Raw genomic sequence first — 26,395 nt, forward strand, 5'->3', positions numbered from 1 at the left:
TGAAAGGCAAGGAATAGTTTCCTTGCCTTTTTGTATTTTAGCTAATTGCCAACTAGCAAACCACATGATTCATCATTCCTCGCCCTCACAACTACGTTCAAGCATTTTAAGTCTAGATAGTCGTCAGATATATTTACCCCAACAAACAGCCTTTTTTGCGGTTAGAGGGGTACACCATGATGGCCATCAATATATAGAGCCCTTGTATCATTTGGGAGTCAGAGAATTCATCGTTGAGAAAGCTGCTTGGTCTGGTATCTTGGCAGAAAAAGCCAAAAAATGGAATACCGCTGATTTTTGGGTGGTAGAGAGTAGTATTGAAAGCCTACAAGACATTGCCCGTATTCATCGCAAATCCTTTTCCATTCCAGTCATTGGAATCACAGGATCCAACGGTAAAACTACATGTAAAGAGTGGCTAGCGACCTTGTTACAAAGTAAATTTTCTGTGATAAAAAGCCCTAAAAGCTTTAACTCACAAATAGGCGTCCCCCTATCGGTTTGGGGAATAAAATCCCAACATCAGTTGGCCATTTTCGAAGCCGGAATATCCAAAGTAGGTGAAATGAAAAAGATTGAAAGAGTTATTCAACCTACGTGGGGAATATTCACCCATTTTGGGGAGGCGCATGGTCAAAATTTTGAATCAGATCAACAAAAACTACAGGAGAAACTGCAATTATTTACACAGGTAGAAAAATTAGTTTATCGAAGAAAAAATGCTCAGCATGACCCTATTAAAGAGGGGATGCAAGCCATAAACCCGCAAGCTGAACTTATTTCATGGAGTACAGAAGATTTACCCCAATCATTATTTGTGTATTGGAAAATTGGAGCGCATGAAACACATATTCGAATCAAAAAACCAGCACAAAGCGAGGCCTTTCTTGACGTTAGAACGGAGCTAACCGATGAAGCCTATCTTGAAAACCTCTGTCATTGCCTCATTATGGCACATGTGGCCGGTTTATCGACAGAAGAGATACAGGAAAGAACAAAATGGGTACGACCTATCTCCATGCGTTTAGAGATTAAAGAAGGCCTCAGAAACAATCAAATCATTGATGATTCTTACAACAATGATTTAGATGGACTTCAATTGGCCTTGCCCCTGCTGAAAAAATATGAACATAAAAAGCGGGTTCTTATCATCAGTGATTTCATAGAAACTGGAATTCCCGCTGTAGAACTATACCCCAAAATAGCCAGCTTGGTCCAATCACAAAAAATAGACCAATTAATTGGCGTTGGAGATCAGCTTACGAAATATCAACAAGCATTTCAATCCATTGAGGTATTTTACCATACAGAAGATTTATTGAACAGTGGAATATTAAATCAATTGAGCGATGCGGTCATATTGCTCAAAGGAGCCCGAAAATTCAATTTTGAACTAATTACACAAGCCCTAGAGACAAAGACCCATTGCACTAAATTAGAAGTCAATTTAGATGCTTTGCAGAGCAACTTAACCTATTATAAGGAAACCATTGGCCAAAACACCAAACTTATGGTTATGGTTAAAGCATTTGCCTATGGTACAGGGGCGATTGAAATAGCTCAAGTATTACAACAACAAGGCATTGATTACTTGACGGTAGCTTATACTGATGAAGGCGTACAATTGCGAAAAAATGGGATTTACAGTCCTATCATGGTGATGAATCCACAAATAGGAGAACTAGATACTTTGAGTAATTACGCACTAGAACCAGAAGTATACTCGATGGCCATGTTAGAGGCCATAGATGAGTATTGTCATGCACACAATAAAAGCATCAAAATACATATCAAATTAGATACCGGTATGAAAAGATTGGGATTTAGTCCCGATCAATGCAAAGAATTAACTCATAAAATAGCAAGTATGCCTCAAGTATGGGTAGCCAGTATATTAAGTCATTTAGTAGCCTCTGAATCCATAAAACATCAAAAATTCACGGAAAAACAAATCCAATTGTTTGATAAAATGACTCAAAAAATCATTCAAACATTGGGATACACTCCTCTTAGGCATATAGCCAACTCAGCAGCCATCAAAAACTACCCGAATTCTAGGTACGAAATGGTCCGTTTGGGTATCAGTTTATATGGAATTTCAGGAAATAAAGAAGAAAAAAAATCACTCGAAAATGTATTGACCTTAAAAACCTATATTTCTCAAATCAAAGAAATTAAGAAAAATGAAACCATCGGCTATGGTAGAAAAGGCAAATTAAAAACAAACGGACGCATAGCTACACTAGCTTTAGGCTATGCAGATGGCTATGCCAGAAGCCTCGGAATGGGCAAAGGATTATTCGAAATTAACGGCTATTTATGTCCAACCGTAGGAGCCATTTGTATGGACATGTGCATGGTAGATATTAGCCATGTACCCCTAGTTAAGGAGGGAGACGAGGCCATTGCCTTTGGCGGAAAAATACAATTAACAGAATTAGCTCATCAAGCTAAAACGATCCCATATGAACTGATGACCAACATCAGTGAAAGAGTTAAAAGAGTCTATGTAAAAAACTAATTTAGCTAGCAAAAGAAAAGGTAAAGGCAAATCTATTTTAATCAAAATTCCATCATACCTCAGAATGTTTTCTGGGGTATTTTTTTTTAAAATACATTTCGAGCAAGTTAACATGTGGCTACTTTTTTACTTCAAATATTCAACTAACCATAAACCCAATCAAGTAAACTTAATAGAACCGAATTATTATATCAACAATATTAATTAGCTAAAAAGCTAATATATTTTGTAATTCAACTAATTATTTAGCAAAATGAATAATTATATTTATCAATACAGCTAATCAATTGTTTGAATGACTAATTATATATTCATATTAGCTTAAATGAGGCTTTTTGGATAATTGAACTAAATACAGTAAATTAGCTAAATAGGTAATTTTTTATGCAAGTTGAGTCTATAGCAAAAGCATTAGGGGATGAATCCAGGAGAAAGATTGTGGAGTTATTAAAAGACGGAGAACTACCTGCAAGTACTATATTTGAGCAATTTAACTATGCCGCTCCTACTATTTCCAGGCACCTTTCTGTATTGAAAGAAGCTGGGATTGTTAATACACGGCGCAATGGTGTGTTCATCTATTATTCTTTGGAAAAGCAAGCCTTGGAAGTAATCTATAATTGGCTCGCTCCCCTGCTGGGCATAGCCGCAGAAAAGCCAAAAGCTACTCCCAAAGAACGAAGCTCAAAACCCAAAGTGAAAGTTGAAACTAATCCCTTTGAAAAATTTCAAAGCGAATTTTAATATTAGAATAATACCATTTAAATGAAACGTTTTGTCATCATTATTCGGGGGCCAGTAGCTGGAATTTCAGGTGAAAATTCCTTGGCCACAGAGGAAGAATTGGAACAAATTAGAACGTGGTTGAAGGGGATAAAATCTAGCTATCAAGACATGTTATATCAAAAGTTTTCGGGTCAACAAGTCCACCTAACTGCCAGTGGAAAATTAGATTCCAAATGGATTAATCAGATTGACGGTGGAGAGATTTCACAGATCGTCACGTTAATTTTACCAGATTGGGAAGAAGCCGAACGCATTGCCTCCAGTTTTCCATTTGTCAACCCATTTTATAGCATTGAACTTAGAGAAATGGCTTAATACACATAAAAAATGCCCTATACATAACATATAGGGCATTTTTTACGTAAATCGCTGAGAATCGCGTATTTAGAAGCTCATTACAGATTAATTTCTCCTACCATATTCTCAGGGCGAACCCACTCATCAAACTCTTCAGCCGTTAAATATCCCAATGAAATAGCCGTTTCTTTCAAGGTAGAGCCATTTTTATGGGCCGTTTGAGCTATTTCAGCGGCTTTATAATATCCGATCTTCGTATTTAAGGCTGTCACTAACATCAAGGAGTTATTCACGTGCTTTTGAATATTCTCTTTCAATGGTTCAATGCCCACGGCACACTTATCATTAAATGCCACGCAAACATCTCCGATCAGACGAGCCGAATGCAAGAAATTATAAATCATCACAGGCTTAAACACATTTAATTCAAAATGGCCTGTTGCCCCACCGATGTTAATAGCCACATCATTCCCCAACACCTGCGCTGCCACCATCGTCATAGCCTCACATTGAGTTGGATTTACCTTACCTGGCATGATGGATGAACCTGGCTCATTGTCTGGAATGTAAATCTCTCCAATTCCTGAACGAGGACCAGAGGAAAGCATACGAATATCATTCCCTATTTTCATTAAACTCACTGCGACTGTTTTTAAAGCCCCGTGAGCCTCCACAATGGCATCATGCGCAGCCAATGCCTCAAACTTATTTTCAGCCGTCCTAAATGGCAATCCTGTCAGTGTAGCGATGTGCTTCGCTACATTTTCTGAATAACCCACTGGTGTATTGATTCCCGTTCCTACTGCCGTACCCCCTAAAGCCAATTCACTTAGGTGATCTAAGGTGTTTTTAATTGCTTTTAAACCATGATCCAATTGAGATACATAACCTGAAAACTCCTGTCCCAAGGTCAATGGAGTCGCATCCATGAAGTGGGTACGTCCAATCTTCACCACATTCTTGAAAGCTTTAGCCTTTGCCGCCAAGGTATCGCGTAACTTAGTGATGCCAGGAATAGTGGTTTCCATTAAAATCTGGTAGGCCGCAATGTGCATAGCCGTAGGAAAAGTATCATTGGATGACTGCGATTTGTTCACATCATCATTAGGATGAACCACTTTTTTCTCGTCTAACAAAGAGCCTCCTTGAAGCACATGTGCCCTGTAAGCAATCACTTCATTGCAATTCATGTTCGATTGAGTTCCTGAACCCGTTTGCCACACAACCAAGGGAAATTGGTCTGCCAGTTGGCCCGCCAAAATTTCATCACAAACCCGAGCAATCAAGTCCTTTTTCGAAGCATCCAAAACTCCTGCCTCGAAATTTGTGATGGCTGCCGCCTTTTTTAAATAAGCAAAGGCACGAATAATCTCTTTTGGCATTTTATTGATGTCCTGAGCTATGGGAAAATTCTCAATGGAACGTTGAGTTTGCGCCCCCCAATACACGTGCGCAGGTACTTTCACCTGACCCATCGTATCTTTTTCTATTCTGTACTCCATAAGATAGCTTTGTGTTAAATTTGTAAGGAAAAAACAAAAATACCACCAAAACAAACAAGTAGCACACCTTTTTAAAATAAATAGCATCCATGATCAGCATTTACGGAATACCCGCTTGTAATACCATGAAAAAGACCTTTGAATTTTTGAAGAATCAAGGTATCGACTATGAATTTCACGATTACAAAAAGAGAGGAATTAGCCCTGAAACGCTTCGCTTGTTTTTGAATCAATTAGGACCGAACATCGTATTGAATAAACAAGGGAGTACCTACAAGCAACTTGATGAAGACAGCAAAAAAGAACTAGAAAACCCAGAAAAACTTTTTGAATTTCTTCAGCAAAAAACATCCGCCATCAAACGTCCCATCCTACAAAAAGGAGATAAACTATTCGCTGGATTTGACGAAGAAAAAATTAGCAACTGGATAAATCCTTAAATTTATAGGCCTATATCAAGCTGATAACCAATAATTTAAATAGAAGAGTTCTAGGCTTATGTTTACCTTTCTTAATTTAATGGGGCTAGGCAAACCTACTCTTTGGAATCAGTATCCTTTGATTGACTTTGTATAGAATTAAGAACGGGCAAATGTAAATGATAACGAAATGCCAAAATACGAAGGCTAATCACTACACTGGCTGCAATAAGCTCTGTCATGGAAGTAGAAAGTGGAACATAGCGACAAAGGAAATAAACAAGCCCTCCGCCTATGCAAGCCAGCGCATAAATATCCTTTCGTAATAATAATGGCACCTCATTTAAGAGGACATCTCTCAATAATCCTCCCACAGAACCCGTGATGGTACCCATGACAATGCATACCCAAAAAGGTAATTGGGCATCCATGGATTTACTGATTCCCACGATAGTCACCAAACCTAATCCAATGGCATCAAACAAAAACAACATATTCCACCATTTAACTAGTCGCTCCTTCAACAGAAGCATGGCTATCAATGCTATACCTGTGGTCAAGAAATAACGTCCATCCAACATCCAAAAAGGACGAATTCCCAACAATAAATCTCGCACGGTACCTCCTCCAATAGCAGTCACCAAGCCTATGATATAGGCTCCAAACCAATCGATTTGCTTACCTGATGCCAAGCGGATACCACTTATAGCAAAGGCAAATGTGCCAATGAAATCAATTAAATTAGTAAAATACGTTTCCAATAAATATCAATTATGCCATTGAAGGATTCAGACTTCAAATTACACCTCTTTCTTGGAAAAAGGTAGTGAATCGATAATTATTACCGCACCCCATTTTCTCTCCGAAATATTTCTTGGGAATACAATAGTATCCTTAATCCGCAGTAGTTGGATCAATGATCGTAAAAACTTCACTAACCAAATTGGCAGGGAAGCCTCCTTGCTTGGCATGCTCCAAGATAATTTCTGGATTGGGTGCACTGTAAATACAATAGATCTTGTCATTGGTAATATAGCTTTGCAACCATTTAATGCTAGGGCCTAACTGATTTAGCACCTCACAAGAAGTTTGGGAAATGGATTTGAGTTGGTCAGATGTAAGATTTCCTGCTCCAGGAATTTCTCTTTCAATTAAATAAGTAGCCATGGATATACCTAATAGAACTTGAAGCCTACTCTTATCGGTTTTCAGCATTCCCGCCCTGGTAAATAGGGATTGTGTAGAAATACCGGTATATTCAATAGTTACAAAACCATATGCTTCTGAATAACAGGTGTTTACGACTGAAATTTAGGGTATTTTTTACAATAAACAAGAATATAAAAAATACAGATCAGTGTAGAACTCTTTCACCAAAAGTTCATTTAATAGTCTTCAGCCCTTAAGTCATTGAAATTTTCCAATAAAACAAAAAGGACAAGAATTATCCCTGTCCTTATTATTTATTAAACGGTTAAATAAAATTAATCCAATGAAGTAAATTCCCCTGGTTATCCCTTATAAAAAACCCATTTGCTGATTTCCTTCCAGGTCAATTTCTTTCCATACATCAAAATACCCACTCGGTAAATACGAGCAGATAACCAACTGCAAGCTAAAAATCCTCCAACCAACAAAATCATGGAGAGACCAATTTCCCAAGCAGGAACTCCATAGGGGAGTCGAACCATCATATTAATAGGCGACGTAAATGGAATAATGGAAGCCCAAAATGCAATATTACTATCTGGATCTTGCATGGTAAACTGGGCAAGAATGAAGGCCAAAATAATTGGAATCATGACTGGAAAGGTGAACTGCTGAGCCTCAGCAGCACTTTCTACTGCCGAACCAATCGCAGCAAATAAGGAACTATAAAGCAAATAACCAAATAAGAAATAAAAGAAAAAAGACCCTAAAATCAGAGGAATATTAGTGCTTTCTATCACCTTATTTAATTCTTCCATAGGTTGTGCACTGGACTCCGCTTTGGCAATGTTTTTCTTTAACTCATCTGATTGGCTAGCCTGCGTCATCGAAGCCATGCGGGCTGGGGCTTGGTACAATTTACTGGTGGCCGTTGATAAACCAATGGTTAGGACAATCCACAATAAAAATTGTGTCAAACCAACCATACCCACCCCCAAAATCTTACCCAACATCAATTGGTATGGTTTGATAGAAGAAATGATCACCTCTATGATGCGATTACTTTTTTCCTCTATCACCCCATTCATAACTTGTGAACCATATAACAACAAAGTCAAATACAGCAAAAAGCCTAAAATAGCAGCCAAAATCATAGCACCGCCAGAACTGGAAGTGGTCTCGTCACCTTGTTTAGATAAAGTAATGGTATCACTGGAAATATCCACTTGGGTTTCTTGGTATTTTAAAGTAGAAATACCCGCCTTTCGCAATAAAATTTCACGAACTTTATCTTGTACAGTTCGTTCAATATTGTTCTTCAAGGAAAGGCTCAAATTCTTCTCTGAATAAATCTTCAAGCCCTCTGGGTTCGATAAAATATTAGCTGGAATAGCGGCAAACGCATCAAAACCTCGCTTACTAAAATCCTTCTTGATTTGATTGACATCCCCCTTCAACAATTGAAAAGCAATCTCTTTATGGGCTAAACCTTGTTGAGTAAATAATCCACTTCCATCCCAAATGGCTATATGTTTGACCTCCTTATCACGGGTAGCTAACCAAATAGGTACGGCATAAATAGCTGTTAATAACATAGGAGCCACGATGGAGGCAATCCAAAAAGACTTCTTGCTTACGCGGGTCAAATACTCTCTTTTGATGACTAAAAATATCTTGTCCATGATCTTCTATTGATTATTGCTCGATTTGACTACTTGAATAAAGATTTCATTAAAAGAAGGTATAAGCTCTTGAAATTTATGTATTGATACCTGTGGAATCAATTGGCCCAACAATTGATTTGGACTGACCGATTCCTGCAGTTTAAATATAGCTTTTTTCCATGCTTGGTTTCCCTGCATTTCCAAGCTAACCAAATCAACACCCTGTAAGTCTTGTTTCAAATCTCCTTCAAATAGCACCTCATACTGATGCGATTTGAATCGATTCCGAACCTCATTCTTCTCTCCTGTCAACACCACTTGTGAATGATTAATCAATGCAATTGAATCACATAATTCTTCCACCGATTCCATTCTATGGGTTGAAAACAAGATACTTGTGCCTTTTGCTTTCAATGCTAAAATTTCATCTTTCAGCATATTAGCATTGATAGGGTCAAAACCCGAAAATGGTTCATCCAATATTAATAACTTAGGCTCATGCACGACAGTAGAGATAAATTGGGTCTTTTGTTGCATGCCCTTTGATAAATCATCTACTTGTTTATCCCACCATTCCTTGATATCTAGTCTAATAAACCATTGCTTCAAACGAGAAATGGCTTCAGAATGAGGCAAACCCTTCAATTGGGCTAAATAGATTAATTGCTCCCCCACCTTCATCTTTTTATATAAACCACGCTCCTCGGGTAAATAACCGATTTGCTCCACATGCTTAGGAGAAAGCTTTTCTCCATCAAATAAAATTTGCCCTTCATCAGGAGCCGTAATTTGGGTAATGATACGAATCAAGGAAGTTTTTCCTGCACCGTTGGGCCCTAAGAGTCCAAAAATCTTACCCTTGGGAATATCAAGTGATACGTGATCTAAGGCAACATGGTTGGAATAACTTTTGACAACGTCTTGAATGGATAGAATCATTTTAGGGTATGTTATAATTTGCCCGAAAATAAAAAATGCGCCCATCCCTTGACTATAAAAAAGGATGAGCGCAAAATTATAAGGATGAACGAGAAGGCTTTATTTAGCTACTACCGTTCTTCTTTTTCTTGGGGTACTAGGTGTATTTACCTTAGTCTTGGAGACTGTTTTTTTTGATGCCGTACTTGCCACTGGTTTAGCGTCTATTTTAGCAGGACTTGAGCCTTTAGTCAACATCGCTAACTGCTTATTTTTCGCTTCTTTTTTGGCTAATTTGCTCTTTCTTTTCGCCTCTTTTTCCAACAATTTTTTAGCTTTTTTGGCTTCTTTTTCTTTCAAATCAGCCAATGCTTTCGCTTGTTCGTCTTTTAACTTCTGGAATTTCTTGGCGATTAATTCGATGGCCTTATTGGTCGTATTGACCATTTTTTTAGCATTCTTATCATTTAAACCACTTAATTTTGGCAAGATGGATAAGGATAATTGTTCTATCAATGATTTGTCTGCTTTGCTCATATGTTTTTAAACTATTGGCCTAAATCTAGAAAAGTTTTACAGGAATAAAAATTTATTTGTGTTAAGTTTTTAAACAAATAAACAATTAAGACATATTCTTATTTAAACTGTGATTTGGAGACGAAATCCCATACCACAATCCCAAGACTTACAGATACATTTAAAGAATGTTTCGTACCAAATTGGGGAATCTCTAGGCAAATATCACTGGCCTCAATCCAAGATTCTTGAACCCCAAACACCTCATTTCCAAAAACAAAAGCATATTTTACATCACGCACTGGACTAAAATCTTGAAGCAATTGAGAATTACTTACCTGTTCTACCGAAACAATCGTAAATCCTTGCTCTTTCAAACTAGTGATACAATCCTTGGCTTGAGTAAAATATTCCCAATCAACGGATTCATCCGCTCCCAAAGCTGTTTTTGTGATTTCTCGATGCGGAGGTTGGGCACTGATACCACAGAGATAAATTTTCTCACATCGAAAGGCATCTGCGGTACGGAAGGCTGAGCCGATGTTGTTCATGGAACGAATATCATCCATCACCAACACATAAGGAAATTTATCTAATGCCTTGAATGATGGTATATCGAGCCTATTCAGCTCGTCCATGGATAATTTCTTCATCATAAAACCTTGTGATCAATTAGGCAATCCAGCTGAATGGATAGGCCAATTCAGGAATTTTGATACGTTCGGCTAAGCGCTCCAAACGGGCAGGCAAAGCCGCCACATAATCTCTCGCTTTTTCAGCCGCATCATTTAATCCTGTGATTTTTTCCACCTCCCAATCCTGAATCAAACCACGCATAATGGTGGTATAATCTTGTGTAGTATATACACCTATGCGCTGTGCAGCATCAGAGAAATGCTCGAACAAAGAACTCTTTTGGCCGTTGATTTCTCTCAAGAAATGCGCTGGCATCACAATTTTCTTCTTCATCATATCAGCAAAAGCCAACATCATTTCCGAAGGATCTAATTTGAAAATTTCAGTCACGAATCGACGGTAGGCCTTGGCATGCCTTAATTCATCAGCGGCAATTTGAGCGCACATACGAGACAGCTGTGGGTTACCATGCTGTTTAGCCAAAGAAGCTGTTCTTCTGTGTGAAATATTGGTCGCCATCTCTTGAAATGATGTATACACAAAATTTCTGTATGGGTCTGATGAAGTACCAATGTCAAATCCATCAGCAATTAAATATTGAGTTGAAACGGCCATAGCACGCATATCTACTTTACCAGACAAGTATAAATAGGTACTCAATAAATTTCCATGACGGTTCTCCTCCGCTGTCCAACTACGAATCCATTGTACCCAACCTTGCCCCTGTTTTGTGTCTTGATTCACTGATTCCATGGCCATCAGCCAAGACTCATAGGTCGGCAATGCCTCCTCAGTAATGGTATCCCCAATCAATACCGCCCAATAATCATAAGGTAACTCCTTCGCCGCCTCTTGCAATAATTTGACTTCCATCAAAAAATCCTCTTTAGTAGAATCAGGTAACAAATCTGATGGCTGCCAATTGGTTTCAATTGGATTCAAATATTCTTTCACATAAGCATCCATGTTTTTGGAAAGTTCAGACATTACCTCCACACGAGTAGCAAATTGAGACATGATATATAGATTAGTTTATTTGGATAATTTTAAACGAATATACAAAAATAAATATTGCTTCATATCCTTATTTCAATTCCCAAATCCTTATTTGTTTTAAGTCTAATTTGCCTTTATCTGAAAATACGCTCAGATTTTCTTTCTTTCCCAAAGGAAAGCGCAAGGAGCTTATGGCTACGATTCCATCTTGTGCCAGTAATTCCAACATGGAGTGATCCACCCACACCCGTAATTGACGAGACTCCCCTTCATGCCAAGGAGCGGAGTCAATTTTGAAAAACCCAGGACTCAAAATCTTTCCTGATTTGGAACGATCTATAAACCATTGTTTTTTTATTTCATCAAATCCTACCACCGTGAATTCTTGGAGATTATCAGCCGACTGCCATTTTAAGCCCCATCGGTCAGATGTAGTACCTTCTACATCTAATTCAATGATGTAAGACTTATTTTGCAACAGTTTTATCCCACTCAAAACTTTGGATTTAGTAATGCTCACATCCTTAATCTGAAAAGTCGGCTCTACTTCCGAAAAGTTTGGCCGAAATTCCTGCTTCAGTCGCAAGCCATCAGGACTATTAATCAAGCTCAACTTTCTAATAGATGACATCTGTCCTTTCCAGGGAAAGGTAGGCTGCTCTTTGGCATATTGCCAACTCAATGCCCAACCCAACCACAATACTTCTTGATTGGGTGCATTATAAAAGGGAATAGCTGCATAAAAATCTTTGCCATAATCCACAAAGAGTTTGGTTTCTGGGGGATTAGCATTCGTGAATGTCTTACCATTAAATTCCCCCACAAAATACTGCATACCCACAAAACCTTTCTGTACTCCTTGGGTGGAGTTAAATAAGACCCATTTCGTTTCTTTCTCACTGCCTTCGACAAGTAATTCAGCCAAGGAAGGGCATTCCCAGATCATATCAAGTTCTCCTTGATTACTAAATTCACTCAACAATTCCCAATTCAATAAATTCTTGGATCCATAGAATTGAACAGAGCGTTCCGTAGGTTTAGCTACAGACATCACAAATTGCTTGCTACTGTTATGCCAAATGACGCTAGGATCCCTGAAATTCAACAGATTAATATCCAATATGGGATTATGGAGATACTTCGTCCAAGTCAAGCCATCATCATTTGAATAGGCCAAATGTTGTTCTTGTTTTTTGTTCGGATAATCTGCGGTATAGATCGCCACTAAAAGCTCTTTTTGGGGGTCTCCCAGACCGGAAACGTGTTCTTTATCCCAAACCACACAGCCTGAAAATATATACTCCTCCCCATGTGGAATGGCCAAGGGCAATTCTTCCCAATGCAATAAATCTTTACTACGAGCATGCCCCCAACTCATATTCCCCCATTCATTGGCTATAGGATTATGCTGAAAGAATATATGATAATAGCCTTTGAAATAGATTAAGCCATTGGGATCATTTGTCCAATTCTTTTGGGGCGAAAAATGCACCAAAGGACGCCATGCATCAGTGGCAGTTTGAGCCTGAGAAATTAATAAAAATGCTACCTGAAATAGGCTAGCCAGCAGTATATTTTTGAAATGTATTTTCATGTTCATCGATTCTTAAAATGTAAGCATTGGCTAAAGCAGGACTAAACCAATCTCCTAAATTATAATAAAAGACCTCTTTGCCCAATTCATAGGCAATAGGGTGATGTCGATGACCGAAAACATAACAACAAGATACCTCTTGGGAAGCTAAATCTTGGTGGTATTTCTCATGAACATATTGAAGAATGTAATCCGTTTCAGGATTGAAAGGAACCAAACCTTGAGTAATGGCATTGGACTTACGGGTATTCGACCAGGCATGTGCTAAACGTATACCCAAATCAGGATGTAACCAGCGAAATAAGAACTGAGCCAATGAATTGGTAAACACTTTTTTCAGCGCTTTATACCCATAATCACCCGGACCTAAACCGTCTCCGTGTCCCACCCAGATCGACTTCTGTTGGCCTTCCTCAAAAGATAAGATAAAGCGTTCTGGTTCACGGTAGATTTTAGCACACAATTCCTCTTGGAAATAATCATACATCCACAAATCATGGTTTCCAACAAAAATATGGAGCTCAATGCCAGCATCCGTTAATTCTGCTAATTTGCCTAAAAAACGAACAAAACCTTTGGGAACAGCCTTTTTGTACTCAAACCAAAAATCAAACAAATCCCCGAGTAGAAAAATAGCTTGCGCATCTTGCTGGGCATTTTGAAGCCAATCCAATAAAGCAGCTTCTCGCTCCCTACTTTCAGTTTCATTAGGAAACCCCAAATGAAAGTCGGAGGCGAAATAAACTTTTTTACCCTTAGCTACGTGAAGTTGTTTCATAAAAAAAGGGGTGGACTAACCACCCCAAATAGTTATACGGCCGATTCACTGGAAGCATCATCCGAGCCACTTGGCTCTTCTTTCTTCGCAGCTTTAGGCTTAGTTTTTCTGACTACTTTTTTCACATCTGGAGTCTCCGGAACTTGATCAGCTTTCTCTGCTATATCTCGTTCATCTTTAGCTTCCTTACGCTTTTTCTCGGTTTCTCCATTGATGTACTCTTGGTAGGAAGTCAACTGCGCAAAAGGACGAGGCCCCACTAATGCTTCCAAATCACTTTGAAAGAGCACTTCTTTTTTCAATAATTGCTCAGCTAGAATAATCAATTTGGACTTCTTCGAACGTAACAAAGCTAAAGTTCTCTTGTAGGCCTCTGCAATAATCTTGCGCACTTCCTCGTCGATTTCTCTGGCTGTAGTTTCAGAGTACGGCTTATTAAATTGGTATTCCGTTCCTTTGGAATCGTAGTAAGAAATATTACCCAACTTATCATTCATACCGTAAACCGTCACCATGGAATAGGCCAATTTGGTAATTCTCTCCAAATCGTTTTGTGCACCAGTAGATACCTTTCCAAAAATAATCTCTTCAGCAGCACGCCCCCCTAATGTCACACACATCTCATCCATTAATTGCTCTGTTCGATACAAAAACTGCTCTTTTGGCAAGTATTGAGCATAACCTAAGGCTGCCACTCCACGAGGAACAATAGATACCTTTACCAGTGGATTGGCGTGCTCTAAGAACCAACCCGCTATGGCATGCCCCGCCTCATGGTGGGCCACAATATTCTTTTCTTCGGGAGAAATCAATTTGTTTTTCTTCTCCAATCCACCAATCACTCGGTCCATCGCCTCTTGAAAATCAGTCATCTCCACGGCAGCTTTGTTTCTTCTGGCTGCAATCAAAGCTGCCTCATTACAAACGTTGGCAATCTCTGCACCTGCAAAACCCGGGGTTTGAGCTGCAAGTTCTTTTACATCTACTCCATTGGCTAATTTTAATGGCTTGATATGTACCTTGAAAATAGCCTCGCGACCAATGATATCGGGTTTATCAATGCTAATCGTACGGTCAAAACGCCCTGGTCTTAACAAGGCAGAATCCAATACATCTGGACGGTTAGTAGCCGCCATGATGATGATACCAGAATCAGTCGCAAATCCATCCATCTCTACCAATAAAGAGTTCAATGTATTCTCGCGCTCATCATTAGCACCTGGCATGGAACCCCTACCTCTGGAACGACCTACGGCATCAATCTCATCAATGAAAATAATACAAGGTGCTTTTTCTTTGGCTTGCTTAAACAAATCACGTACTCGGGCAGCTCCTACCCCCACAAACATCTCCACAAAATCGGAACCAGAAAGGGAGAAAAATGGCACCCCTGCCTCTCCAGCCACGGCTTTCGCTAATAAGGTTTTACCAGTTCCCGGAGGGCCTACTAACAAGGCTCCTTTCGGTATTTTACCTCCTAGATCCGTGAATTTTTTTGGATGTCTTAGAAACTCAACTATCTCTTGAATCTCCTCTTTAGCCTCATCCAATCCTGCAACATCATTAAAGGTGATACGTACTTTAGACTCACCTTCAATCAAAGTCGCCTTACTACGGCCAATATTGAAGATTTGTCCACCGGCACCACCCCCTGCTCCCATTCGGAAGAAAAGGAAATAAAAACTTAATCCCATCAAGATGAAAAAGCCCCATGTACCCAGCCAATCTAACGGTCCTGTACGCGTTTCTGGCTTAGCCATAATCTGCTCATTGCGAGGGAAAGTTTTCTGTCTATCTTCCAAAAAGCGCTCAAAACCCTCCTTGGAGATGATTTGAAACTCAAAATGAGGCCCTTGTTTCACGGTAATTAGACCTTGCGGAGAGTTTTTAAAATATTTATTCACAAAAGTGGGCTTCAAGCTTACTTCCACCAATTTATCATTGACGATTGTCACACTTTCTACCTCTTTTTGAATCAACATTGACTCGAATTGCTTTTGAGAAATTTCCTGAAGTGTTCTTTGTTTGGTAAAGAAGAACATGCTCACCACCGCGATCATCAGACCGATGACCATCCAACTTTGCATGCCTCCAACGGGTTTTTTAGGTAATCGAGGAGGAATTCCTGACCTCTTAGTATTCTTTGAATTGTTTAATTGTTTTGCCATTGCTATCTATTTGGGCTTGTAACAACCTAAGGGAATGAATAAGTTTCTTTTGGGTTAAAAAATCTACAAATGAACTCTTATAGATCCGGGACAAGTGTAAATTTCGCATCTCCCCACAACTCTTCTAATTTAAAAAATGCGCGCTTCTCCTTTAAAAACACATGTACAATTACATCGTAATAATCCATCAAAATCCACTCTCTATTGGCCTTACCTTCAATGGCATGAGCATGTAATTTACCTGCTTCCCAAATCTCCTTGTCCACGGAATCAGCAATCGCATCAATTTGCGTATCGGAAGTACCTGAGCAAATAACAAAGAAATCGGTGAAGGCATTGTGAACACCACGTAAGTCAAGTACCATAATCTCCTGTGCTTTCTTTTCTTGCATCCCCTTGATAACCCAGCTCACAATTTCTTCAGATATATCTTGTTTAGGGGACTTAATGGAACTTTTACGCATATAATGTTTTGATCTAAATGTTGTAGAGAACTATCTTAACGATTAAAAATTTAATTTTGTTCTATCAAACCTAAAATTACAAATAAATTTGAACAATTACCACGCTCCTACCCAGTTCGTAGGCAAAACGGCGAAATACCTCGCTAGTTGTCCATCCACCAATTCCCTGGCTTTTCAGGAATCCTTGGACATGCTTCTACCCGAAGGATATGCCTGGGTAGCAGGACATCAAACAGCTGGGAGAGGACAAAGAGGTAACACTTGGCAAGCAGAACCTGACCAAAATTTATTACTGTCCTATTTACTAAAACCACCCCATCATTTACTGGAAAATCAGTTCTTTCTGAGCAAGGCCGTGGCACTTGGTATCATCCATGGATTACAAGATTGGGCCAAAATCCATTTTGGCGAAAAATTACCCTTGTCCATTAAGTGGCCTAATGACATTTACTTAGAAGGCAAAAAACTGGGAGGCATCCTGATAGAAAATAATTTTCAAGCAGGCCAATGGACCTTTTCCATCATAGGCATTGGTTTAAATATCAATCAAACTAACTTCGCCGACCTGCGAGCTTGCTCCTTGAAATCTTGGATGAAGTCACCTCAACCCTTCGACCTGCTAGACATTTACCAGCATATTTCAATGGGTATAGAACAAAAATACTTACATTTTTTAGAGAAAAAATTCTATTTATTGGACGAAATTTATCATAGTCAATTATTTAGATTCCAAGAATGGCATAGCTATCAAGACAAAAATCACATATTTACTGGTAAAATTCTAAGGGTCAACGATCAAGGGCTATTAATCATGGAGAAATCCAGTGGAGAACAAGCCTATGAAATCAAGGAATTAAGTTTTATTTTTAAGGACTAAGCTTAGCCATTACTTTGTCCATGATTGACCACTACCGCAGTAACCTTGACAATTTTCTGTATTGGGCAGAACATTGCCCACATAAAGTTTATTTGAAACAACCTGTTGGCAAATCCTATCTGGATTATACCTATGGGGAAGTAGCCGACCAAATATTGCGTGTAGCCAATCATTTAAAGCAACAGCTGGATGTTCAAAAGCCCCAACATGTGGGTATTTTATCCAAAAATTGTGCCCATTGGATTATGGCTGATTTGGCCATTGCAGCCGCGGGCGCTATTTCTGTTCCATTTTATCCTACCCTAAGCGCAGAACAGTTGAATCAGGTTTTGGTGCATTCCGACTGCCAAATCCTTTTTGTAGGAAAACTAGATCTCTGGGATAGCCTAAAAGAAGGTATTCCTTCCCATATCCAACTAATTTTTACTCCTGAACATAGCAATCTAATTTCAGAAGAACATTGGATGAGTATCGTCGCCCAGAACGACATCATACATCCTATTCATGAAGCTAATGGAGATGAGCTAAGTACCATTGTATACACTTCTGGTACCACTGGTTCTCCCAAGGGGGTGATGCTCCACCACAAGGGCATTATTCAAGCCATTAATTTGGCCAAGAAAGCAGCCTATCTGCAGTCTGAGAATAATCGCTTCATTTCCTATTTGCCTCTTTGCCATATAGCAGAGAGAAACTTTGTTGAATTTGCGGGTACGGCTTCAGGAGGTACTATCTATTTTGTGGAATCACTCGACAGCTTCAAAGATAATTTAGTATCCTGTAGGCCTACGCATTTTTTAGCTGTTCCAAGGATATGGGCCAAATTTCGGGAGGGAATCCTACAAAAAATAGGTGGCCAAAAACGATTGGATTTACTCTTGTCTATACCCATTGTTCGAAACCTCATTCAAAAGAAAATCCAAAAAGGACTAGGGCTAGACCAAACCAAATTGAATGTTACAGGAGCAGCACCCATGCCCACCGAATTATTAATTTGGTTTCAAAAACTGGACATCGTCATTCAAGAGGCATATGGCATGACAGAAAACATGGGATTTAATTCCCTAATGCCTCGAGATCAAATGCGCTTGGGAACTGTGGGAAGACCTTGGCCAACCTGTGAGGTGCGCCTTGACCCAGATTCGAATGAATTACTCATGAAGGCCGACTACAATACTTCAGGATATTATAAAGAACCCCAATTAACGGCCGATCTTTTTGATGGACCTTGGCTCAAAACGGGTGATATGGCAGAATTAGATGAGGAGGGCTATATTTCCATCATAGGTCGAGTAAAAGATAATTTCAAGACCAGCAAAGGTCAATACGTGGTTCCCGCTCCTATCGAAAACATGATTCTATCACATGAGTGGATTGAGCAGGTCTGCGTGGTAGGTAGCAATTTACCCCAGCCGGTCGCCCTCATTGTGTTAAACTCTGAAGGGAAAAAAGCGGATAAAACGGCCCTTGAATTGACCCTAGATGGTATCAGAAGTAATCTACAACCACATTTTAAGAAATACGAGCATCTGGCCAAAATGATTGTCCTCAAGGAAGACTGGACCATTGAAAACCAATGCATTACGCCAACCTTGAAAATTCGTCGACACGCCATTGAGAAAAAGTTTCAGGATCAATTAGAGCATTGGCACCAACATCCTTCCACCATTCTTTTTGAATAATTTATTGGACCCTAAATTAATAGCTGGTCTTTTTGACTAAATTAGTTGCATGAGACGCCTAGTTCCGCCTAATGTTGTCATGATCAGCTTGTTCCTATTCCTAGGCATAGGCTCCAAAACATCCCTTTGGGCGCAGATGGTGCCGATTGATAGCATCCATTTTAAAGGTAATGAGCGAACTAAAAGAAGCATCCTCACCAGAGAATTAGATTTTAAAGTTGGCGATGTATTGGACCTTAATGAGATCGATCAAAAACTGGAGTTGAGTCGACGAAAACTCATGAATACCAATTTATTCATTTGGGTTCGTTCAGAATACCACCTTTCTCCCGCAGGTAAATTAATCATCCATTTTGACCTTTTGGAGCAATTGTATTTATTGGGGTATCCAGTATTTCAATTGGCCGACAGGAATTTAAATGAATGGTGGGCACGCGGTCATCCACTGGACAGAGCCATTTATGGAATCCATTTTTTGCATAGCAATTTCCGGGGCAGAGCCGAAAAACTAATGCTCAAGGCAGAAACTGGCTTTACCCAACGCATAGAATTTTCTTATAGCAATCCCTATGTAGACCGAAAAAAGACCCTTGGAGTAGGTTTTAACGTAGATTATACCACTAGCAAAAACATTGCCTACAAGACACAAGCGGACACCCTGGTCTATTTGGGCTCAGATAATATATTAAGGGAAAAATGGAGCGGAGGTCTCAGTTTCAGGAAGCGTTTTCGCTTTTACGATTTCCAAATTTTAGAAATCAAATACACCCATAATGTAGTGGCAGATACCATTACGCGCCTAAATCCTGTTTACTTCCAGGGTAAGTCAAACGAGCAGAATTTCATGCAGATTGGTTACACTTTCTCTTATGATTTCAGGGATTTTGTCGTCTATCCTTTGATCGGAAAAAAGATTGACATCAGCTTCCAAAAATATGGTGTGTTAGCTCAGGATGAAATCAATTTTTGGGAGATGACGGCTGGCTTATCCTATTTTTTCGATCTAGGTAAAAAGGTTTATTTCAGTAGTCAATTCAAAGGAAAAATCACTCAAGAAGGTGCTACAGTACCCTATGCCAATCAACGAGGATTGGGTTACCGCAATGAGGTAGTCCGTGGATTTGAGCTCAAGGTAATCGATGGGACTGATTATTTCCTTTCTAGGAATACCTTGAAATACCAACTATTTAAACAGATCATTCCCCTGAGCTTTATCCCATATAAACAGTTCAATCAAATGCCCCTATCCATCTATCCAACCGCTTTTTTTGATTTTGCTTATGTTAACCAGGAGAATCGCATGGAGACGAAAAGTGTTTTCGCCAACAAATGGTTGTTTGGTTATGGACTGGGGTTAGACGTGGTGACCTATTACAATTTTGTATTAAAGATGGCCTTACCGTTTAATAATGGAGGGAAGTACGGTTTCGTAGTTGGACTTGGACGTGAGTTCTAAAAAAAAAGCCAGTCAAAGACCGGCTTCTTTTTAAAATACCTAACCACTAATAATCTTAAATATTGCTAGTTTGACTTATCAAACTTAAAAATCGTTGTACAAAAATAACACTATTTTTCTAAAAATTGAATATATCAAATTTGATTTTTTTTAATTTTATCCATCGGTAAATTTATCACCCTAGAATTCCTACCTAATGCATCACAAAACAGGCTTTTTTAGAATATTTAAGGCATTTATTACGATTATCAGTTTATTGATAATTAGCCATGCCTGTCAGACAAGCACAGATAAACAAGAAGCCAATCAGACTAGCAGCAATCCTCAAAAAGAAGCTAAACTAAAAGCCTGGGATGCCAGCACTCCCCTATTAAAGCGAATCACCTTGGGCACAGAAGGGGTTGTCAGAAATGTTTTTTGGGGACAGGATATAGCGCAATTAGGCGAAAAAGTAGAATTATCAGAAACCCAACCCAGCATGGGTAAATCGTATACCCAGTTTTTCGATGATACGGATTTAAACTTCGTGGACATCACCTACATACCCGATGAAAACAATAAGGTAAAGAGTATCATGTTGAATATTTTCCTTGAAGAGCAGGACGAAGTTCTAGACCTAACCAATGACTTCAAACAATACCTGAGTAACATCTATGGCAATGGCCGAGGAAATGCCAAAAAGATCATTTGGAAAAATGAAAATACCCAGGTCATTTTAGAGGATGTAGGTACTCCCAAAGACCCAGGTATTCAAGTAACTTATTCGAAAATCAATTAGACCTTCCAAATCCACTGACGGGTATCTGCTACCTCGCCTAGGCGAATCTGATTGATTTCATGGAATACTTTGGATGAGAAATCGCTTTCTTTTCTAGCAGGTAATTCATAATCTTTACCTTCAAAAGCAATCACCTGTATAGGAGCAATTACTGCGGCAGTACCTGCACCGAATGCTTCAGTTACCGCACCCGATTGAATACCTTCTACCAACTCCTTTACAGAAAGAGGCCTTTCCTCCACTTTCATTCCCCAGTCTTTGGCTATTTGTAAGACCGACTTGCGAGTCACTCCGTCTAAAATTGTATCTCCCGTAGGTGCTGTCACTAGAGCCCCATTCACCACAAACATCAAGTTCATCGTACCGGCTTCCTCCACATATTGGTGGGTGGCAGCGTCCGTCCAGATAATCTGATCATAACCTGCCTTGTTGGCTTCTTGAGTTGGAAATAATGAGCCACCGTAATTTCCTGCATTTTTAGAAAATCCTACTCCCCCTTTGGCAGCACGGATATATTTTGTCTCTACACGTACACGCAATGGCTTGGCATAGTAAGAACCCACTGGGCAAAGGAAAATAATAAACTTATAAGTCGTAGATGGCGAAACACCCACATATTCATCCGTAGAGAACATAAAAGGACGAATGTACAAAGAGCAACCTTCTTTGGCAGGAACCCAAGCTTTGTCCATTTGTAATAACTGACGCAATCCACCTAAAAATATCTCCTCAGGTACCTCTGGCATGCACATGCGCACGGCCGACTTATTAAAACGCTTGAAGTTTTCTTCTGGACGAAATACCAAAATCTCATCTTGCTTGGAACGATAGGCTTTCATTCCTTCAAATATAGCCTGACCATAATGCAAAGACATCATGGCAGGTTGATAGGTCAATGGCCCATAAGGCTGGATGGTCACCTTTTGCCAAGCACCATCGGCATAATCCGCTACTAACATATGGTCAGCAAAACTGCGACCGAAAACTAAATGATCAAAATCAACCTCTGAGATTCGAGATTGGGCTATGGGTTTTATTTCTATTTGCATCTTATTGAATATATATGGCTATCTACCTGAATTCCAAGGAATCTCTGGGATCCCCAATAAATGATGTAAATAGCGGCACATCATAAATAAATAATCGGATAATCTGTTTAAAAATGCGATGGATATCTGAAAAGCTTCTTCCTTCTCTTCGGCTTGTACCCATCGGATAAGGCTGCGTTCTGCACGGCGACATACGGTTCTACAAACTTGAGCTAATGCAATTGTTTCATGACCGCCGGGCAGAATAAAGACTCGCATGGGTGTCAAGACATCATCCATTTCATCAATTAAACCTTCCAAAGCCACAATATCGTGAAGCTCTAGAAGCTTCATATTACCCAAAAAATCCGTAGAATCACAGGCCACATGTGCTCCAAGAACAAATAAACTAGCCTGAATTCCTAGGACTTTGGCATGTAATGGATCCGAAAGACGGGTGTTCAATAATCCTAAATGAGCATTTAACTCATCTATATCTCCCATGGCATCAATTCTCAAATCTGATTTTGAGACGCCATTCCCGTCAGCTAAGCGCGTAAAGCCTTTATCTCCGTTTTTTGTGTAGATCGCCATGGCAATGTAGTATAAGACACAAATCTACTTTTTTCGAGCCTGAATAACAAGAATGAGGCATAATTATCATTTTCAACGGTGAAAGAAAATAAAGATTAGGTCAGATAGATTTTCAGACCTAATTTTGTGCACATTTTAATCAACATATGTCGATCGATCATTTTTTCTCTCGAGTATGGAGAATCATTTCCCTAGTCGGTTTTGGTGTCTCTCTCTTATTTATCTACCGTGGCCTACCCGATCCAACTGCCGTGCATTTTGGCGAAACGGGTCGTGGAGATGGATTTTTACCGAAAGAAGAAGTGTTTTATCTGACGGCCGGGATCATTACCTTGATCAATATGCTAGCCTTATTGTTGATTAAAAACATCCAAAAAATACCTGCTGCTCAATTCCTTTCTTTGTTTTCAGCTTTTCAGAAAAAAGGACCAGAAAATATAAAAGCCATTGTCGGACATTGGTTACACATGTTGCCCGCCCTGATCAACACTTATATGATTTTGGTATTAAGAGCCTTGCTTTTATTGAACGATGAAAGAACTTATAACCAAGATTTTTCCTACTATCCAAGCTTAGGAATCGTCTTATTACTCCTTTGGCTTATTTATTTGCCTGTTCGTTTGTTCTCCTTAGCAGATGAATCTGAAAACTAATGAAAATTGAGTTACCTTCTGTTTCGATACACGATTATGATTATCCCCTCCCTGAGACTAGCATAGCGCAGCATCCTAGTCCAGTTCGGGATGCCTCGCGATTGTTAGTCAGCAAAAATGGAGAGATTTCGCATCATCGATTCTACAATCTATTGGATTTATTACCTGCCAATAGCCTATTGATATTCAACAATACCCGTGTTATTCCTGCCAGAATTCATTTAAAGAAAGCTACAGGAGCCACCATTGAGCTGTTTTTACTAAAGCCTTTAACGGCTACTGTTGCCACCCAAATCACCATGGAATCTCAGCATGAAGTGGATTGGGAATGTTTGGTGGGCAATAAAAAGCGCTGGAAGGAAGGTGAATCCTTGGAGCAGGCCGTCCAAATGGGCGAAGAGAGCGTTTCCTTACGATTGGATTGGATAGATCGTGAAAACAATTGGGTCAAAATCACTTGGGATAGTGCCCATTTATTCGCCGAGATTTTAAATGCTTTGGGACAGATTCCGCTCCCTCCTTATTTGGGAAGAGATTTGGATGAGGCCGACCAAGAAAGATACCAAACCATATTTTCCAAGGAATTAGGCGCGGTAGCTGCCCCTACGGCTAGCCTACATTTTACGGAACAGATTATTGAACAAATTCCTGCCAAAGGGCATCAAAGTACCTTTATTACCTTGCACGTGGGAGCAGGCACGTTTCTTCCAGTCAAAGAGGACAATGTCGCCCACCATCCCATGCACAGGGAGCAATTGATATTCTCCATTCCCATGATTGAGACCTTATTGCAACATCAGGGACCTATGGTTCCAGTAGGTACTACCGCCTTGAGAGCATTGGAGAGCTTATATTGGTCAGGTGTTTATTTAATGGAAGGGAAGCCTATACCAGCAGAGGGATTCGTATTGCCGAAAGAATTTGCCTATCAGGTGCATGCCAAAAACTATTCTGTACAGGAATCCTTGAAAAAGGTTTTGGACTATTTACGTACCCATCGTTTGGAACAATGGGTAGCTGAAACTGAGCTCCTAATTATGCCGGGTTATCCCTTACACTTGTGTGATGCGCTGATTACCAATTTCCATCAACCAAAGTCCACCCTTTTGGTGTTAATAGCGGCTTTAATTGGAGAGCATTGGCGAAAAGTATATGAGGTGGCTCTAGAAGAAGGCTATCGATTTTTAAGTTACGGTGATTCATCATTGTTGTTCAAAAAATAAGTGATTTCAAGCAAATATTTGTATTTTTGCGACCATTTTATTTATCAGACCCAAAAAAATGCAAGGTAATTTTATCGAGGAATTGAGATGGAGAGGCATGTTGCATGACATGATCCCAGGTTTAGAAGAGCAACTAGCCAAAGAAATGACCACGGCCTATATTGGCTTTGACCCTACAGCACCTAGTTTGCACATAGGTAATTTGGCGGCCATCATGTTGCTGAAGCACTTTCAATTAGCGGGACACAAGCCCATCGCTTTGGTGGGAGGAGCTACGGGAATGATCGGTGACCCATCCGGTAAAAATGCGGAAAGGGAATTTTTGTCGGAGCAAACCTTGCGCGATAATCAAGTGGGTATCCAGAAGCAATTGGAGAAGTTTCTAGATTTTCACTCAGGAGCTAATTCAGCAGAAGTTGTTAATAATTATGATTGGTTTAAAGAATTTAGTTTCCTAGGATTTTTACGGGAGGCAGGGAAATTCTTGACTGTTAATTATATGATGTCCAAGGATTCGGTGAAAAACCGCTTGGAAACGGGACTATCCTTTACGGAGTTCTCCTATCAATTGTTACAGGGTTATGATTTCTACCATTTGTACAAAACAAAGAACGTACGATTACAAATGGGAGGATCTGATCAATGGGGTAACATTACCACAGGTACCGAAATGATCCGTAGGAAAGAAGGCGCAGGAGAAGATGAAACGGATCGAGCATTTGCGTTGACTACCCCCCTAGTCACTAAGGCCGACGGAACCAAATTTGGTAAGTCGGAGTCGGGCAATGTGTGGTTAGATGCTAGTAAAACAAGTCCTTATGAGTTTTATCAATTCTGGTTAAATACGGCAGATGCCGACGTACCTAGGTTGCTAAGAGTGTTCACCTTATTTAGTCAAACGGAAATTGAGGCGATGGAGGCAGAGCATGCGGAGGCCCCTCATTTACGTATATTACAAAAAGCCTTAGGAAAAGAAGTAACGACGAGAGTACATGGCGCCCAAATTTGCGAGGAGGTCATAGAAGCTTCGGGTATCTTATTTGCGAAAGATGCCATTGAGCAATTGGAAGCAGCATCAGAAAGTGTTTTTCAGCAATTACCTATTTATCAGGTTAGTTCAGAGGCGATGGCAGAATGCCAAAATCTGACGGATTTAATCAGCGTGGGCTGTAATAATTTAATCTGTTCTTCGAAGGGGGAAGCTCGAAAAGCCATCCAAGGAAATGCCATTAGTGTGAATAAAGTGAAGGTAAATAATCCACAGGCAAATATTGATTTTCCGTTATTGCGCCAAAAATATTTGTTGATCGGAAACGGGAAACAAAAAAACTACATATTGGCAATCAAGTAGTTGTGAGATTACTGGCGAATAAATTCAAAAAATATTAAAAAAATTATTCGCCAATATTTGCACAAAATAAATAAACCGTGCATCTTTGCACTCCCAATCGCTAGCTAACGAGCCAGCGCAATAAACGAAACGAGTATGTGAGGCACTATTGTGTCAATCAGGCAAGTCAAGTTTAAAAGAGTTCTTTGACGTGTTGATAAAAGGAAAAAGTTCATAACTATTTAAGTTAGTTATGAAGAGTAAAGAATAGCATTCAAGACAAGGATAAAGACAATTCTTATTATATATAAGAGCAAGTCAAACATCCAAAGAATATTTACAATGGAGAGTTTGATCCTGGCTCAG

The 26,395-nt window shown here is 39.5% G+C and carries 25 protein-coding genes; 11 read left to right on the forward strand and 14 right to left on the reverse strand.

Features of this window, described 5'->3' with window-relative positions:
* Positions 1 to 64: 64 nt before the first annotated feature.
* The 3 genes from ESB04_RS10570 (at position 65) to ESB04_RS10580 (ending at position 3,622) form a co-directional block, all read left to right on the forward strand.
* Entirely contained in the window at positions 65 to 2,521 is a 2,457-nt protein-coding gene (locus ESB04_RS10570) for a bifunctional UDP-N-acetylmuramoyl-tripeptide:D-alanyl-D-alanine ligase/alanine racemase (RefSeq protein ID WP_129027712.1), read from the forward strand.
* 384 nt (positions 2,522 to 2,905) lie between these two features.
* Positions 2,906 to 3,265, forward strand: a complete 360-nt coding sequence (locus ESB04_RS10575) for an ArsR/SmtB family transcription factor (protein ID WP_129027713.1) — start codon at positions 2,906 to 2,908, stop codon at positions 3,263 to 3,265.
* 21 nt (positions 3,266 to 3,286) lie between these two features.
* Complete coding sequence (locus ESB04_RS10580; protein ID WP_129027714.1) at positions 3,287 to 3,622, forward strand: hypothetical protein; 336 nt, start codon at positions 3,287 to 3,289, stop codon at positions 3,620 to 3,622.
* Positions 3,623 to 3,702: 80 nt separating this feature from the next.
* Here the strand turns inward: ESB04_RS10580 and fumC are convergent, their stop codons facing one another.
* Positions 3,703 to 5,106: a class II fumarate hydratase gene (fumC, locus tag ESB04_RS10585; RefSeq protein ID WP_129027715.1), complete on the reverse strand. Its 1,404-nt coding sequence runs from the start codon at positions 5,104 to 5,106 to the stop codon at positions 3,703 to 3,705.
* A gap of 89 nt (positions 5,107 to 5,195) precedes the next feature.
* Here fumC and ESB04_RS10590 point away from each other — a divergent pair, with 89 nt between their 5' ends.
* Positions 5,196 to 5,546 carry a Spx/MgsR family RNA polymerase-binding regulatory protein gene (locus tag ESB04_RS10590; RefSeq protein WP_129027716.1) on the forward strand — a complete coding sequence of 117 codons (351 nt, stop codon included), beginning with the start codon at positions 5,196 to 5,198 and terminating at the stop codon, positions 5,544 to 5,546.
* A gap of 95 nt (positions 5,547 to 5,641) precedes the next feature.
* On the opposite strand, the gene ESB04_RS10595 is transcribed toward ESB04_RS10590, so the two are convergent.
* The 11 genes from ESB04_RS10595 to rsfS form a co-directional block, all read right to left on the reverse strand.
* Positions 5,642 to 6,286 (reverse strand): trimeric intracellular cation channel family protein, encoded by a 645-nt coding sequence (locus ESB04_RS10595; RefSeq protein WP_129027717.1) that lies wholly within the window; start codon positions 6,284 to 6,286, stop codon positions 5,642 to 5,644.
* A 133-nt stretch (positions 6,287 to 6,419) separates the two neighbouring features.
* Positions 6,420 to 6,692 carry a DUF4242 domain-containing protein gene (locus tag ESB04_RS10600; RefSeq protein WP_129027740.1) on the reverse strand — a complete coding sequence of 91 codons (273 nt, stop codon included), beginning with the start codon at positions 6,690 to 6,692 and terminating at the stop codon, positions 6,420 to 6,422.
* Between the two features lie 344 nt (positions 6,693 to 7,036).
* On the reverse strand, positions 7,037 to 8,356 hold the full coding sequence (locus ESB04_RS10605; protein ID WP_129027718.1) for an ABC transporter permease: 1,320 nt from the start codon (positions 8,354 to 8,356) through the stop codon (positions 7,037 to 7,039).
* A 6-nt stretch (positions 8,357 to 8,362) separates the two neighbouring features.
* Positions 8,363 to 9,277, reverse strand: coding sequence for an ABC transporter ATP-binding protein (locus ESB04_RS10610; protein ID WP_129027719.1), 915 nt, complete (start codon positions 9,275 to 9,277; stop codon positions 8,363 to 8,365).
* A gap of 99 nt (positions 9,278 to 9,376) precedes the next feature.
* Positions 9,377 to 9,793 (reverse strand): hypothetical protein, encoded by a 417-nt coding sequence (locus tag ESB04_RS10615; protein ID WP_129027720.1) that lies wholly within the window; start codon positions 9,791 to 9,793, stop codon positions 9,377 to 9,379.
* Positions 9,794 to 9,891: 98 nt separating this feature from the next.
* Positions 9,892 to 10,425 (reverse strand): RNA methyltransferase, encoded by a 534-nt coding sequence (locus ESB04_RS10620; RefSeq protein WP_129027741.1) that lies wholly within the window; start codon positions 10,423 to 10,425, stop codon positions 9,892 to 9,894.
* A 19-nt stretch (positions 10,426 to 10,444) separates the two neighbouring features.
* Positions 10,445 to 11,425, reverse strand: coding sequence for an acyl-ACP desaturase (locus tag ESB04_RS10625; RefSeq protein WP_235832228.1), 981 nt, complete (start codon positions 11,423 to 11,425; stop codon positions 10,445 to 10,447).
* 67 nt (positions 11,426 to 11,492) lie between these two features.
* The gene (locus tag ESB04_RS10630) at positions 11,493 to 12,998 is read right to left on the reverse strand and encodes a glycoside hydrolase family 32 protein (RefSeq protein ID WP_164969645.1); all 1,506 of its coding nucleotides are present in this window, start codon (positions 12,996 to 12,998) and stop codon (positions 11,493 to 11,495) included.
* The gene (locus tag ESB04_RS10635; protein ID WP_129027722.1) at positions 12,964 to 13,776 is read right to left on the reverse strand and encodes a UDP-2,3-diacylglucosamine diphosphatase; all 813 of its coding nucleotides are present in this window, start codon (positions 13,774 to 13,776) and stop codon (positions 12,964 to 12,966) included. The genes ESB04_RS10630 and ESB04_RS10635 overlap by 35 nt, the downstream gene beginning before the upstream one ends.
* 32 nt (positions 13,777 to 13,808) lie before the next feature.
* On the reverse strand, positions 13,809 to 15,944 hold the full coding sequence (ftsH, locus tag ESB04_RS10640) for an ATP-dependent zinc metalloprotease FtsH (protein ID WP_129027723.1): 2,136 nt from the start codon (positions 15,942 to 15,944) through the stop codon (positions 13,809 to 13,811).
* Positions 15,945 to 16,021: 77 nt separating this feature from the next.
* Positions 16,022 to 16,408 carry a ribosome silencing factor gene (gene rsfS, locus ESB04_RS10645; protein ID WP_129027724.1) on the reverse strand — a complete coding sequence of 129 codons (387 nt, stop codon included), beginning with the start codon at positions 16,406 to 16,408 and terminating at the stop codon, positions 16,022 to 16,024.
* 88 nt (positions 16,409 to 16,496) lie between these two features.
* Here rsfS and ESB04_RS10650 point away from each other — a divergent pair, with 88 nt between their 5' ends.
* From ESB04_RS10650 to ESB04_RS10665, 4 genes are all read left to right on the forward strand, one after another.
* A complete protein-coding gene (locus ESB04_RS10650) occupies positions 16,497 to 17,285 on the forward strand; it encodes a biotin--[acetyl-CoA-carboxylase] ligase (RefSeq protein WP_164969646.1) in 789 nt (262 codons plus the stop codon).
* Between the two features lie 20 nt (positions 17,286 to 17,305).
* A complete protein-coding gene (locus tag ESB04_RS10655) occupies positions 17,306 to 18,967 on the forward strand; it encodes an AMP-binding protein (protein ID WP_129027726.1) in 1,662 nt (553 codons plus the stop codon).
* Positions 18,968 to 19,016: 49 nt separating this feature from the next.
* Positions 19,017 to 20,423: a BamA/TamA family outer membrane protein gene (locus tag ESB04_RS10660; RefSeq protein WP_129027727.1), complete on the forward strand. Its 1,407-nt coding sequence runs from the start codon at positions 19,017 to 19,019 to the stop codon at positions 20,421 to 20,423.
* Between the two features lie 196 nt (positions 20,424 to 20,619).
* Positions 20,620 to 21,201, forward strand: a complete 582-nt coding sequence (locus ESB04_RS10665) for a hypothetical protein (protein WP_129027728.1) — start codon at positions 20,620 to 20,622, stop codon at positions 21,199 to 21,201.
* Here ESB04_RS10665 and ESB04_RS10670 read toward each other — a convergent pair.
* Positions 21,198 to 22,250 (reverse strand): branched-chain amino acid aminotransferase, encoded by a 1,053-nt coding sequence (locus ESB04_RS10670; protein ID WP_129027729.1) that lies wholly within the window; start codon positions 22,248 to 22,250, stop codon positions 21,198 to 21,200. The genes ESB04_RS10665 and ESB04_RS10670 overlap by 4 nt on opposite strands.
* An 18-nt stretch (positions 22,251 to 22,268) precedes the next feature.
* Complete coding sequence (locus ESB04_RS10675; protein ID WP_129027730.1) at positions 22,269 to 22,823, reverse strand: cob(I)yrinic acid a,c-diamide adenosyltransferase; 555 nt, start codon at positions 22,821 to 22,823, stop codon at positions 22,269 to 22,271.
* 146 nt (positions 22,824 to 22,969) lie between these two features.
* On the opposite strand from ESB04_RS10675, the gene ESB04_RS10680 reads away from it, so the two are divergent.
* The 3 genes from ESB04_RS10680 to tyrS are packed head-to-tail and all read left to right on the forward strand — an operon-like array spanning position 22,970 to position 26,050.
* Positions 22,970 to 23,476 (forward strand): SdpI family protein, encoded by a 507-nt coding sequence (locus ESB04_RS10680; protein ID WP_129027731.1) that lies wholly within the window; start codon positions 22,970 to 22,972, stop codon positions 23,474 to 23,476.
* A complete protein-coding gene (locus ESB04_RS10685; protein ID WP_129027732.1) occupies positions 23,476 to 24,699 on the forward strand; it encodes an S-adenosylmethionine:tRNA ribosyltransferase-isomerase in 1,224 nt (407 codons plus the stop codon). Before ESB04_RS10680 ends, ESB04_RS10685 begins: the two co-directional genes overlap by 1 nt.
* 58 nt (positions 24,700 to 24,757) lie before the next feature.
* Positions 24,758 to 26,050, forward strand: a complete 1,293-nt coding sequence (tyrS, locus tag ESB04_RS10690) for a tyrosine--tRNA ligase (RefSeq protein WP_129027733.1) — start codon at positions 24,758 to 24,760, stop codon at positions 26,048 to 26,050.
* The last annotated feature ends 345 nt before the right edge of the window (positions 26,051 to 26,395 follow it).

The sequence above is a fragment of the Aquirufa rosea genome (assembly GCF_004118285.1).
Lineage (GTDB): Bacteria > Bacteroidota > Bacteroidia > Cytophagales > Spirosomataceae > Aquirufa > Aquirufa rosea.